This is a genomic window from Mesorhizobium sp. L48C026A00 (assembly GCF_000502375.1).
Taxonomy (GTDB): Bacteria; Pseudomonadota; Alphaproteobacteria; order Rhizobiales; family Rhizobiaceae; genus Mesorhizobium; species Mesorhizobium muleiense.
On record NZ_AYWU01000058.1, the window covers coordinates 1 to 12,644 of the forward strand.

The window sequence follows — 12,644 nt, forward strand, 5'->3', positions numbered from 1 at the left end:
GTCAGCCGGGTTCGGCGGTCGCAAGGCGCAACATGGTCGCCAAACGCCGCGAAGCTGCAAACACAATCGGCAAGCGTGTCGGTCGGGCGCACCTCATAAGGGCCCCAACAAGCCACCCCTACCCCCGCCACCGACAAAACCCGGCGGGGCGAGGCCCGCGGGCGCCTACGATGGCGCTTTGCATGTGTGTTCCTACCCGCGCAGGTGGCCTTAAGTCGCAAACTATTGGCTTCAGTAAGCAGGGCCTCGGGCTTCATTGACGCTGCGACCAACACCATATGGGTTATCCATAGCCCTCCAAAACGAGAGAAGCTCGCTCCGGCGCGGTCGCACTGCGGCCGTCAGCCGGCAATGGCTATGAACTAGGAAACTATCATGCCTGATAATATCAGACTAACTTCGAGAGACGTCCCCCTCATTCAGCTAGGCCTCTATCAGTGCCGCTTTCCGGTGAGCGAAGACCGGTCAGTACCCGGCGGTCACCGCTTTTGTGCTGGGCCAACTTCGCCTGACCGCGTGTACTGCGATCACCACCACAGCATCGTGNCCCGGCGGTCACCGCTTTTGTGCTGGGCCAACTTCGCCTGACCGCGTGTACTGCGATCACCACCACAGCATCGTGACCGCCGTCGAGCCTCGTCGAGCCCGTTCGGGTCTCCATTTCGCTCAACGACGCGCCGCGTAAGTTAAGCGGGCGGCAGCTCGAACTGGTAGCAAGGCTCGGCGTGATGCGCTCCACATCAGTTGGGGACATCGTCGGTTTGAACGCTAGAGGGCTACGGAGCGCGTTTAGCGAACACCTTCCCAATGTTAACGAGCGCATAGAACAACCAGCCGATGACATGCCCGAAGAAATAGATGCATAGCCCCAAATAGGTGACCATCGCCCACCGTCAACAGCGTCTCACCAGACGAAATATCCTTCGCGAATATGGGAGGCAATATATCTGAAATCCATCCAAAACGCAGACCCCAGCTGCATCCCCATTGTCCGCACATCGAGTATGCACTCGGTATCGTTACTCCGAGCCATAGCGTCGAAATTGCAATGAAATTGACCCACGAATAACGTCGGTCCCGAATGAGCCCATAGATCGAAGTCGCCTTCGCAAAGGCGAGCCCTATTGATGCCAGAATAGAAAACACAATCGAGATCAGAAGGCTCATGATCGATCCGCATGCTGCTGCAAACCGCTAAGTCACAGCTCGCGCCTTGACGAAACGTTCGGACAAGTCATCAATTTTTAGGTGACAACGAAGGGCACGTCGCAACCCACAGCTGCGCTCGATACGGGGTGAGTTTCGGAGGTAGTTATGGCCGCTTCTATTCTGCTGATGGAGTGTGGTACGGACGGCGTGCGGCGTAATGGGGGCCCACAAGCCACCCCCGCCCCGGCCTGCCGATGAACCCGGAGGGGGCAGGTGCCGTCGGCATCCGCTCGCCCCCGCCGGCGCCGGTCTCACACGCTGCCGCCCTAGGGGCAAACTCAATCAGATGGCTGTGGCCGATGGCCGAGATGGGTGGAATATTGCCGAGCGCGCGGTCTCATTGCTTGAGGCACTTGCGGCCTATTGCCATTGCCTTGAAAGTCCCCTTCAGATCGACGACAAAGGCCCCCTTGGTTTCCGGAAACACGGTCATTTTATATCTCTTAGCCACGGCGCGCTTGAATTTCGGATCGTCTGTCAAGATGTAGCCGCCAGAATATCCGCCCTTGAGTTCGCCGCTCGTGCTAGTGGCGACACCCTTAAAGAGTTGCCCGTCGATAGAGACGAAGATATCTGACGTCTTCCCGTTCTGAAGGCCGATGTCCTCCTTGGTGAACACGCCAAGATACCCGACCTCCTGATTTGCGGTAACGCCCATTTGCACCGCACTTGGCCCATCTTGGCGCACGATCAAGCAATCTCCGCGGGTTTGATTGGCATAGACGGTCCAGCCCTCGACGTCATCCCCGTATCGGACAAGCACATCGCTGGCCTTGGGAAGGGGGTTTTGATCTTGTGCGTAGGCTGCCATCGCAGACGAAAGTGCTACTGACGTTGCCGCGATGAGTGTCATGAATTTTCGCATAAATATTCCTCCCGTGTGCAGGCTGAATTGTTCTGTGGATGTGGGCACCATACCCGTCCCCGTACGTCCGGTCGGAAAATACTCTCACGGAAAGAGGTGCAATGATACTTAGAGGAAATATCTGGGCCCTAAACGTGTGCGGCGTCGTTCGGACGGAGGTCGGTTCGGGGTCATGGGTCGTGAGTTCGACCGAGGGCGAGCGAACTTCCGCAACGGGTCGAACTCGGTCGTTCAGAGTTGGGTTTTGGGACGAGAGCGGCGGGCCATGAGGGCGGTCCCGAAGTGTGAAGAGGGTGTCGGTCGGGCGCGCCTGATAGGGGCCCCATTTTTCCACCCCCCACCCCCGCCACCGATGATAGCCGGGAGGGGGCTGCCGGGGGTGGCGGCGGTGTGCCGGCGCGCCTCCTTTCCCGGCCTTGATGGCTCAGGTTTGTTAACGCGCTAAAGGGGCCTTACAGCCGCATCAATCACCGCTACGGGTAGTCGCACGTTAACAGCTTAACAGAGAGCGACCATGACCGTTTATGCCTACACCCGCGTTTCGACCATCGCGCAACCCGACGACGGCGAAAGCCTTGATGTGCAGCGCAGGCAAATCGACGGCTACGCCATGCAGCATGATCTTGCCGTCGAAACTCATTTCGTCGAACGTGGCGTGTCAGGTTCGCTGCCACTCGCCGAACGACCACAGGGGAAGCTGCTTTTTGCTGCGCTCAAGCCCGGCGACATCGTGATCACGCCAAAGCTCGACCGGATGTTCCGATCCGCTTTGAATGCGCTCGACGTGTTGGCGCAACTTAAGGCCGGCGGCGTCTCGCTGCACATGATTGATCTCGGTGGTGATGTGACCGGCAACGGCATCAGTAAACTCGTTTTCACGATCTTGTCGGCGGTCGCCGAAGCCGAAAGAGATAGAACTCGCGAGCGGATCGCCCAGGTTAAGGCCGATCAGCGTGAACGGAGCCGTTTCCTCGGCGGGACGCGCCCGTTTGGCTATCAGATCGCCGCCGACGGCGAACTGGTCGAAGATGCCGGTGAACAAAAGGCCATCGCCAGAATGTGCGAACTGCGTGGTCACGGGCTGTCTCTTCGCGCCATCGCCGAAGCTTTGGCCGACGACGGAATTGTGCTTTCGCATGTGGCCGTGAAGAAGGTTCTGGAGCGCAACGGCGGCAGCGAAAGGAGCGCGCCTGAAGAAAAGGCTTCAACGGGCCAGCCGGCTCTCGGAACGCGATGGTAGGCGATCCCGAAATCGGCCCGCGCCGGGCCAAGGAAGGCCGTACAGTTGATCAAACGCCCCGGTCGGCCTTCGGGACCTGACACACCGAACGCGCCTAAGCGGCCTTTCTAGTGGCGCATGTATATTTGGCAAACCCGCCAACCGGTTGAAGTTATTCATCTAGGCTTGTGCGGGGCGCTTGCACATTGGTGCGGGATGTCTGGATTGACTAGAATGGTGATCCGCGAGCCAGCCTCGGCCGGGCACGTAGGCACTAACGATGGGCTGGTTTCGATACGATAGTCTTTTCCGTCAAATACGTATTGCAACAGGTAGCGGTCGGGGCCTTCGCCGCCATCAATGCGCTTCAACACTTCAGCGGCTGCCGGTACCCAGTCCTTTGTATGGTCTCGTAGCCAAATGCTGTGCAGGAACGCAACGGCAAAGAACGCTCCACCACAGAGCAGGAAAGCGACCAGAAAGGCTGCAAAGTCGCTCATTTAGGCTTTCTACCGCCCTTGTTGTCGTCCGTTGCATTTGTCAAATATATAATCGCTTGTCTAGTTCGCGCGCTTCGGCGCGAACTTGGCCTGCCACTCGTCCAAGGTCATCCCCTTGAACTCGCCCGGCTCACGCATCGGGCGGCGTAGCGTCGAGGTGACTTCGGCTTTATCAACTATCAGCCCGAGCAGCTTTGCCTTTCCAAGCACAGCACTGACGCCAGCAGCCGGATTTTTGGTGGCGAGCGCCAGCTTGAACATAATGCTGAGGTCGGCAACCAGATCGTTGACCGTGATCTCCGACCGCCTTGCAGCCTCAGCCTGAAGCTCGGCAATGCGGGCGGCCACCTTAGGCAACCTGACCATCTTCGAGGCCTCCACCTCAGCAGCATTGCCGCGCGCCCGGTAGCCAGCCTCGATATAGGCTCGAGATTGGGGGAGGCCCTCGGCGAGGCCAAGGCAGAAACGCTCCTGCCTTATGTTCAGTTTGGCGTTGGGCATGGTGGTGTCAGGATACCACAGTCAACTTCCTGACGCCACAGAAAGTAAACTCAATCAGCTGGCCGGCGCCATTGGCCGAGATCCATGCGGTGATGCCCTCGGGCGAGACGCCACCTGCCCCAATTGCCAGAGGCCAACAGGTTCCGGAACAAAGTGCCGGGTAATCTTCTTTTGTGTAGTATGCTGAAGGTAGCGCACACGCCTCCAGTGAAGTCTCGACCACCTCACAAGGAGCAACCACAATGCGTAAATGTCTCGCAGCCATCACTCTTGTCGCGATCGCCGCGTCCATTGTGCCCAGCGCGGCTCAAGAGGCCAACACGACGTTCGGTGTGCTCGACTGCGTTGTCGCAGCTGGCACTCGCTACATCATCGGCTCGAAAAAAGCTCTGACATGCACCTTCACGTCGGCCAACCCGAAGGTCGCACGCGAAACATACATAGGTGTCATCACGAAGTTGGGTCTGGATGTCGGCCCGACACCGAAGGCAGTGCTGCGGTGGCGGGTGCTTGCGCCAACTGGTAACGTCTATGCGCCCGGCGTGCTGGCCGGCAACTACAACGGCGTCGGCGCAGAAGCGACGGTCGTCGTGGGTGCCGGTGCCAATCTTCTGGTTGGAGGATCCAACAGGACCTATACGTTGCAGCCACTCAGTGTCCAGGTGCAGACTGGCCTGAACGTTGCAGCCGGCGTGACCAGTTTCCAACTTCGCGCCGCCAAATAGAGTGTTAGCCCTCGGCGCGCCCAGACCGCCAGCCATCACCTACGTGGTCTAGCGGTTCGGCGACAATCGGCGCGGGCACCGCATGTTGACGACCAAGGACGAAGCGCCGGCCTCGCCGACATGTCCCTGTCCGCGATAACCCGCCTCGCGATAGGCCTGCGTCGCGCTCAGGCCCTTGGCCACACCATGACAGAAATTTTCGCGGCGGTTGTTCTTGAGGACCGGCATGGCGGCAGGATAGCGCGGGATTGGCTTTTCGCCACAGGGACCCTTCCTGTCTGCGCTATTGTGCCATTGGTGCGCCATCGGGAAATACAATTGGCGCAACTCAATGCGCCATTGAATTTCCTTAGGGCACCTTCATCAATGGCGCACCCCGTTTTGCGCCAACGGTGCGCCATTACAACTAGCCAATGGCGCAGGTCCAGAGGGCTCTTCAGGTGACCTCGTTTCATGTCATCGACGTGGAGCCCTTCTCGGTCCTTTCGAGTGACCAGGCTATAATACGTTTCCTTGAGAATCAGGCCGTTCTTGACCCAAGTGGCGATGATCTCGCGGCATTGTTGTTCCGTCTTCTTCGGAGCGCGCTTCTGGACCACTTTCCAAGCGGCGCGGGCCTTGGCAGCGCCGGCGTCGGAGTAGCGTTCGCCGTCCGCCATCCCGGCGTCGATATCGGTGAGGATTCGGTTCACCAGATCGTCGGTTAGCCCTTCCCACGTTTCGGGCGGGGTCCACTGCTCGATGGTCTGCACATTGTCGCCGTCGGGATAGAGGTGGTTGCCGTTGCCCAGCACTACACTGACCAGCTTGAACCGCTTCGCGGCGGCGGCGGGCGGTGTAATGTTCACCTTGCCGCTGTCCATCCGGATGTAGAGCCGCCGGTCGGCAGGTGGTACCCCGAATCTCTCGGCCTCCTCGTCGCTCATTGTCGTCAGGGTATAGACAAGGCGTGCGCCGTCCTTGATGGCGCTGGCGCCGCGTCCCCGGTCGGCATTGCCGGGGTTGGCGGCGCCCTTCGCTGTGTGGTGTGGTACGTCAACGGCGATATTCATCTCGATGGCGAAGTTGGCGAGGAACTCGATCACTTGGTCCATCTGGTTGTTGTCGTTTTCGGTCAGGCCGTGCGTCTTCACGAACGGGTCAAGGCAGACGAAGTCGATCTTGTTGCGTTCGATGGTTCGGTCATGACGGCGAGGGAGAAATGCGCAGCTAGGTGTCAATCCTAATTGGAGGTTCACGCAAAGAAAAACCCGCCACCGTGAGGCAGCGGGCTATGACAGTTTTTGTCCGGTTCAGTGATGGTCGCTCCGCCCACGTTTTCTACGAGGTTGCTTCGTGATCGGATGCGCTGCAAGAACCGCCTCGTCCGCCGCGATGAGCTTGGCGACTTCATCCGCACCGATCGGCAGATAGCGGTCCTTTGCGGCTTCTCGCTTCCATTGAACGGCCAGGACATCGGGTGCTGGAACTCGGATTTGATCGGCCACAGCCTGCCGCTTCCTGTCTACGCTGATCGTTCGTTGGTCAGAATAAGATCCAGATTTATCCTCGTCCTCTAGGACGTACATCGCGTGAATCCTTTTCGCATGCAAGTAAGCCATTTCCGCAATTGTGAGGCTGGTGACAGCATCAGCCTTGCGCCAAGGAAGGCGGCGCGCCTGACGCATGAGCTGATTGTGGTGCGTGTCGATGAGGACGGCATCGGGCAACGGATCAAGGCATTGCTGCACTTCGGCGAAACCACAGCGCCACAGACGGCGCATCGCGCATCAGCGGTTTCCCATCGCCTAATCATTTCGCCATCATATTCTTCACGGCATAAATCGCTTGGCGGCACTTGCATGATGCGGGACTTCGCTACCAGCGGTCAGTTTGCGGGTGCACTTCGCCGTTGTTGACCTGTGAAAGTGCCGCCCCCGGCGTCCAGGCAGCCTTGTGTTCTCAAGCTACATTCTTCTCATATTGGGAGCGCTCAGAGACCGGCGGCTCGCTGTTTCCGCTCGAAAGTTCTCATGGCCCGATGGATGTTCCGGAGAGCTTGGCTGGAATCGTGCCAGCCTTCGAATTCGATTTGTTTGTCGGTGCCGGACACCGACGCGAGGAAAAACTGCTCGATCTCGGATCGCAGACGATCCGGAACATTCTCGCCAAGGAGAGACTCGCTATGGGCGTCTTGCTTGTGCGGGCAAAATACAAAGCGATCGTTTCTCACGGTCTCGCCGTTCTCCGTTTGCATGACACAAAGGGCCGCCAGCAGATCGCACTTGATGACAACACCGGGAGCGCTGGTGGCCTCATGGATGACCAGGCCGTCGAGGGCGTCGCCATCGTCGCCCAATGTAGAAGGCAGAAAGCCCCAGTCGTACGGGTAGGCCAGGCCCGCTGGAAGCGGCCGCGTATATTCGAAAAGCTTCTTCTTGGGCTTGTAGGTCAACTTTGCTTCGGCGCCACGCGGTGTTTCCACGACCACCCTGATCCGACCCTTCGATGTAGTCGTAGGCAGTGTCAGATAATTCGCCACGTTTGGTCCTCGCCAGTCCATGCCAATGGCTCTATTCCGATGGCGGATCGCAAATCATTCAGGAAGATTGTCGCCATCGTTCTTGTCCATTGCGCCAACAATGTTTTCTGCCGCCGTATGTTCCAAGTGCTTGGGCCTTCATTCTAGCGGCCGTCATTTGCCTCGCGATGGCGCATCAGGGCCGAACCGATCGCGCAGCTTTACCAGATCGAGCGTGTCACGGTGGTGACACGGCGCATGGTGGCAGTGCGCCGTCACCGTCATCTTCGCGTCGATCAGAGATTGGAACGTCCAGCCCTTTTGCCATTCGGCCGATATGGCGCCGGTGTGGTCAGCTCGCCAAGCCTTGTCCTGGTGGACTATCCATCGAGGACCACTTATCATCACTCGCGTATCGTTCCCGTTAAATCGGGAATTTCCTATGAGGCTCTCCCTAGGGCGAACACTCAAAAGGTTCAAAAGGGTCTGGGCCGTGGGCTTCTCGCTGTTTCCCTGCTGTTTTATAAGCGGCAGGGCATTAACCGGGAACCGGCTAATTAAATTGCGCTAAGCCATTGTCCTCTATAGGGGCTTTGAACTAACTTCCCTCACGAATATGCGCGTATCGGTCGCATTACCCTAGAAATTGAAGGTAACCGCAGAGATTGCCGCGCTATAAGGCCGGTCCGTTCTGATAGCAGTGCAGTTGGCGAGAATCTCGCATAAGCGCCTCCGACAGAACTCAAGCGCCCCCGATGAAAAGCCCGCCACCTGAGGCAGCGGGCCAAAAACACGAGGCGCCGCTGAAACCCGACATCGTGTAGACGCGCCGCCGTTCATCGACGGTTCAGGCTCCTTGGCGTAAACTAGATAGCCAGCAACTGCGTCTTCCTATTCAGAGGAGTCCGCGATGAAAAGGCTCTTATCAGCACTAGCAGCCACAATCTTGGCCGTATCTTTCGCCTTGCCGGTCAACGCCGCGCCGATGTTCATGCAGAAACCCGAGCAAGCCCAGGCCAACGTGGTCGAACCCGTCAAAAAATGGAAAAAGGGGCACGGTAATCGTCACTGGCGGAATGGCCGCCACTGGAACAACCGGTACGCAAGGCGGAATGGCCGCCACTGGAACAACCGGTACGCATGGTGAAATTGCGGCTACTATGGTTCTTGTTATCCACGCCGCTACTACGGCTACCGTAACTACTATCCGCGCTACTATCGGCCGTACTATCCGGGATACTATCCGGGCTACTATCCGGGCTACTACCCAGGCTACTACCCTAGCTACTACCCTGGCTACTACCCTGGCTCGGGAGTGAGCATTTATCTGTCGTTCTAGCCAGCTGGATGCCCCTGCTGAAATCGTCAAGCACGCCCCTTGCGGGGGCCCAGCTTGCGCTTGTGCAGCCCTTGCCCGATGGTAGCCGGGCTTGGGGGCCATGCATGAAACCGGGTTCATCCGGGGAATGTCGGTCTCCATAAGTTTCTGAACGGGCCTCGCTTTCGGTCGGCGGCCAGGCACCAGCATGACATCCGTGCTAAGTGCCCCCAATTCGGAGGGAAAGATGCGACTATTTCTGGTGTTGATTTTGATGGCGCTGAGCGGCTGCGTATCCAATGTTTCCCCGGATAGTGATGGTATACCACGCCGCGCGTCCTTTGCTGGAAGCCATTAGCCCGCTTAATTTGGCTGATTGCCAACGCCTATTTGCCGGTGCCTCAGCACTTGACGAGGAAAGCGAGACAAGCGGCAGCGCATAGAACGCGGAAAGCTAGCTTTCATCCCAGAAGTCCTGCAGCGAAGCTTGGCGAAGGTCGTCCTCGCCCCTGAGGTGCTTCACGCGGGCTTTAATTCCCGCCTTGACCCACTGCGTTGCCGGCCGCTTTGGCATGTCCTTTGGCGGTGGCCCGGCATGTTCCTGGACCCGTTTCCATAGCAGCTCGCGCATCTCGCGATTGACGCTCACGAACGCACTGCCGACATATTTCCGGGTGCCTGGCTCGGCCATCAGGGCGAATGCGGGCTTGCCCCGCTCGCGTTCGACGCGAAGAAGCTCGAACTCGCTTTCGGTGGTCTGATCGCGATTGCTCGCTTCTTGATGGTGGTGGCACAAGCCCTAGGAACCCGGCGAATAATCGATATCTCCGCAGGCGCTGGAGGGCTGCTTGACGGGTCAAAATAGCCCGCGCCTCAAGTGCCCGCCCGCAACCCCTGCGCCATATGCGATGCAGTCATTTCGCGAAAAAATGAACGGCCTTCCTGCCTGCTCTGCTGACAGTTCCCCGTCTGCCATGCTACCATGCACGAGGATAATTCCTGTCGCACCGATAGAGTTCGTAAGCTGTGTGACGGAGTGATAGGTGAACGATGAAAAAGGAAAAGCCTTTCGTTCCCATCGAGTTTCACATAAGCACGGTCGCGGACGACAAGGGCCCTTTCGGCATTCTCTCTGTTCGCACAACAGGTGGCCGCTTGGAGATTGCGCTAGACAGCGAGGCAACGGTCGCGCTTCTCGACGCAGTAGCTCGACTTCAGGCGAAGATAGATGAGCGTCGCTAGCGTTTATCAGGGATTGGAAGGTCCACGCTACGCATCCCACGTAAGGGGATCTCGTTCGCATTCGGCGCGGTCGGCGGGGTTGAACGGACGCCCTTTCCAGTCTCGGTAAGTCACTTTCTCGCGGTCTCGTTGAGCCGCTCTCTCGTGAGACATGTCGAGCAGTTGCCTGATAGACACATAAGTTTCTCTCCGTTGTCCGATGGCACGCTGCCAACCGGATGTTTCCGTAGGAACGGAACGTGAGCATTTTACGAAATTAGCAAATGATGCATGTAGCGGCATATAGTTCGGTAGTGTGCTGAGAGTTCTGCAAATTCGCTGAGAGGGGGCGGTCATGGCAGGCTGGTGATGTTCAACGTCACCTGATTCCCGCGAAGGAACGCCACCATGACCAAGACTGAAAGTAAGACCGCCATCTTGCTTGAAACGCTCCGACCGACGCGCATGTTCATCCCGGTTCTGCTTGCTGTGACGTGCGGATTGCGACGCGGCGAGATCCTGGCGTTGCGCTGGCACCATCTCGAACTAGGCGATAACCGCCGGCAGGTATCCGTCGTGGAGAGTGCCGAACAGACTACAGAGGGTGTCCGCTACAAGGAGCCGAAGTCCGGCAGGGCGCGGACCGTGGCGCTGTCGGCCAGCGTGGTTGCCGAACTGAAAGCGCATCGCATTCGGCAAGCAGAGGAACAGCTCCGGTTGGGGCTGCGGCCGGACGGTGACAGCTTCGTAGTCGCCCAGGTCGACGGCTCGCCTTTGCAGCCAAGGTCGCTTACGCATGAGTGGGTGCGCGTCTTGGGCAAGACAGCCCTGCCCCGCATCCGCTTTCATGACCTTCGGCACACCCACGCCACGCAGATGCTATCGGCCGGGGTTCATCCAAAGGTCGCCAGCGAACGCTTGGGCCACTCGACGATCGGGATTACCTTGGATCTGTATTCCCATGTCATGCCGGGGATGCAGGCCGATGCCGCCGAGCAAGTTGACGCCGCGCTGCAGGCAGCTATAAGCGACGGGCGAAAAGCCAAAGCGTTGCAAAGTAGCAAACAGCCCTTTGAGCAAACCGCAGAGAGGCAGAAAACGATTTAAAGTCAATTACTTGGAGGGATGGCCGAGCGGTTTAAGGCACCGGTCTTGAAAACCGGCGTGGGTGCAAGCCCACCGTGGGTTCGAATCCCACTCCCTCCGCCATATGCCATTGATTTACTTGTATAATCTGTCATTTTACATGTTATACGTACAAAATAACGGACATCTCTATTAGCGTGCCTAATTTGGTTTTAATCTCGGTGCTGCTTTCACATGCTGTGCAAGCTTCTTGGCCTTTTCGATATCCCCTACCCGCAACTGAGGCGCGATGAACTTGAAGAGCGCCGAAACTTGCCTCAACGCGTCCTCGGGTGTGTTAGCAGCGCTGGGTTCCACCAGTTGCTCAAAACCCAGCCTGTCAAGCGTGGTGGTTGCGATCTCGACCTCGGAGAAAAGGCTAGGGAAGACACGCCTGTCCAAATATGGCTCTCGGGTCGCATGATCTATCCGAAGCGCTAAGGTCTCTAGATCCTCGGACAGTGCCTTTGCTTTGGCCTTCTTTCCCACGGGATGGCGGCCATCTAGTCGGCGCATAATCGCGTCTAACCATGCACCGGCCGCTAGCCCCAAAACGCCGCCTGCGATCCACGGGAAAGCAGTAACACCGACCAGCTTTTCCAACCAATTTAACGCTGTTGTGACGGCCGCCCCTGGGGCAGAGAACCACCCTATATTTTCTAAGGCGTGGTCGAGGAATGGCTGAAAAAGCGCCGTAAGCACCAGCGCTACGCAGAATAGCAATAGCCAACGAAGTCCCCTCGCCATCCACAGAGCATACGTAGAACTGGAAGGATGTGGAGTCCTGAATTTAGCATGAGGCCCACCAGGCCTCTCCAGGCAGTCTCCTTGCATTCCTGCGCCTTCCTGCGACTATCGGCAGCTCCACGCGACATGGACGCGACATAGAGAAGATGTGTTGGGGGGTAAATGACTATCGCCACGAGGGCCATTCTCGTTGGATTGCTTGCTGTCGCGCAACCGGCGAGCGCCGGTCAGCACGTAGTCAGATGTGAGTCCGGCTCTTGGTCCGGCCACACCATCGCGCAAATGAATGACGGCTCCTTTAGCTCCGTCGATGACAAGATCGGCTACAAAGAGACGATCTACATCTNTACATCTTTTCGGATGAAATCGGTTCGCAGGGCGTCATCGTCTATGGATCAGAAAAAATTCCGGCGACTACTGTAAATCGATATCGCACCTACACGATCTTGACCTACACCTTTGGCGGCGTGTCCAACATGGATACAATTTTCGATACTGGCCTTGTGTTCAATCAGTACGGAAAGGCGTCGTTTGGCGTCGTGCCGACAGCGTCGACATTCTTCAACAAGTGCCACACTGGAGAATGAAAAAGCCCGCCACCATGCGGGCAGCGGGCTTGCTGGTGTATGCGGGTTAGTGCTTGTCACTTCCGTCGCGATCGTTCCAAAGCTTCTCGGCTTCTGCCCATGTGTCAGAAGGCGGCCCCTGTGCGCC

14 protein-coding genes and 1 tRNA gene are annotated in these 12,644 nt (G+C 57.9%); 7 read left to right on the plus strand and 8 right to left on the minus strand.

All coding sequences use genetic code 11. The features are described 5' to 3' along the window. Positions 1-375 precede the first annotated feature (375 nt). Entirely contained in the window at positions 376-588 is a 213-nt protein-coding gene (locus X738_RS89485) for a GcrA family cell cycle regulator (RefSeq protein ID WP_156942768.1), read from the plus strand. A 958-nt stretch (positions 589-1,546) separates the two neighbouring features. On the opposite strand, the gene X738_RS79390 is transcribed toward X738_RS89485, so the two are convergent. Next, entirely contained in the window at positions 1,547-2,074 is a 528-nt protein-coding gene (locus X738_RS79390) for a hypothetical protein (protein ID WP_023804012.1), read from the minus strand. Positions 2,075-2,588: 514 nt separating this feature from the next. Here X738_RS79390 and X738_RS79395 point away from each other — a divergent pair. Further along, positions 2,589-3,314, plus strand: a complete 726-nt coding sequence (locus X738_RS79395; RefSeq protein ID WP_023804013.1) for a recombinase family protein — start codon at positions 2,589-2,591, stop codon at positions 3,312-3,314. 155 nt (positions 3,315-3,469) lie between these two features. On the opposite strand, the gene X738_RS79400 is transcribed toward X738_RS79395, so the two are convergent. Continuing rightward, positions 3,470-3,793, minus strand: coding sequence for a DUF3592 domain-containing protein (locus tag X738_RS79400; protein ID WP_023804014.1), 324 nt, complete (start codon positions 3,791-3,793; stop codon positions 3,470-3,472). A gap of 60 nt (positions 3,794-3,853) precedes the next feature. Beyond that, positions 3,854-4,294 carry a terminase small subunit gene (locus X738_RS81475; RefSeq protein ID WP_023804015.1) on the minus strand — a complete coding sequence of 147 codons (441 nt, stop codon included), beginning with the start codon at positions 4,292-4,294 and terminating at the stop codon, positions 3,854-3,856. Positions 4,295-4,536: 242 nt separating this feature from the next. Here X738_RS81475 and X738_RS79415 point away from each other — a divergent pair, with 242 nt between their 5' ends. Further along, the gene (locus X738_RS79415) at positions 4,537-5,019 is read left to right on the plus strand and encodes a DUF992 domain-containing protein (protein WP_023804016.1); all 483 of its coding nucleotides are present in this window, start codon (positions 4,537-4,539) and stop codon (positions 5,017-5,019) included. Positions 5,020-5,186: 167 nt separating this feature from the next. Here X738_RS79415 and X738_RS81480 read toward each other — a convergent pair whose 3' ends face one another. The 3 genes from X738_RS81480 to X738_RS79425 all read right to left on the minus strand — a co-directional run bounded on the left by X738_RS81480 (position 5,187) and on the right by X738_RS79425 (position 7,561). Next, entirely contained in the window at positions 5,187-6,257 is a 1,071-nt protein-coding gene (locus tag X738_RS81480) for an AAA family ATPase (RefSeq protein ID WP_023804018.1), read from the minus strand. Between the two features lie 54 nt (positions 6,258-6,311). Beyond that, positions 6,312-6,782, minus strand: a complete 471-nt coding sequence (locus X738_RS79420) for a hypothetical protein (protein WP_023804019.1) — start codon at positions 6,780-6,782, stop codon at positions 6,312-6,314. Between the two features lie 209 nt (positions 6,783-6,991). Next, positions 6,992-7,561 (minus strand): inorganic diphosphatase, encoded by a 570-nt coding sequence (locus X738_RS79425; RefSeq protein WP_280811977.1) that lies wholly within the window; start codon positions 7,559-7,561, stop codon positions 6,992-6,994. A gap of 868 nt (positions 7,562-8,429) precedes the next feature. Here X738_RS79425 and X738_RS84110 point away from each other — a divergent pair. Beyond that, complete coding sequence (locus X738_RS84110; protein ID WP_306455007.1) at positions 8,430-8,666, plus strand: hypothetical protein; 237 nt, start codon at positions 8,430-8,432, stop codon at positions 8,664-8,666. A 625-nt stretch (positions 8,667-9,291) separates the two neighbouring features. Here X738_RS84110 and X738_RS79435 read toward each other — a convergent pair. Next, positions 9,292-9,633, minus strand: coding sequence for an ATP-dependent DNA ligase (locus X738_RS79435; RefSeq protein ID WP_023804022.1), 342 nt, complete (start codon positions 9,631-9,633; stop codon positions 9,292-9,294). Between the two features lie 254 nt (positions 9,634-9,887). Between X738_RS79435 and X738_RS86710 the strand changes: the two genes are divergently transcribed. The 3 genes from X738_RS86710 to X738_RS79445 all read left to right on the plus strand — a co-directional run bounded on the left by X738_RS86710 (position 9,888) and on the right by X738_RS79445 (position 11,267). Next, complete coding sequence (locus X738_RS86710) at positions 9,888-10,079, plus strand: hypothetical protein (RefSeq protein WP_023804023.1); 192 nt, start codon at positions 9,888-9,890, stop codon at positions 10,077-10,079. A gap of 387 nt (positions 10,080-10,466) precedes the next feature. Next, positions 10,467-11,165, plus strand: coding sequence for a site-specific integrase (locus X738_RS0144915; protein WP_245277885.1), 699 nt, complete (start codon positions 10,467-10,469; stop codon positions 11,163-11,165). A 12-nt stretch (positions 11,166-11,177) separates the two neighbouring features. Then, a tRNA-Ser gene (locus X738_RS79445) sits at positions 11,178-11,267 on the plus strand. Positions 11,268-11,345: 78 nt separating this feature from the next. Here X738_RS79445 and X738_RS79450 read toward each other — a convergent pair. Then, positions 11,346-11,786: a hypothetical protein gene (locus X738_RS79450; protein ID WP_156942769.1), complete on the minus strand. Its 441-nt coding sequence runs from the start codon at positions 11,784-11,786 to the stop codon at positions 11,346-11,348. Positions 11,787-12,644 lie beyond the last annotated feature (858 nt).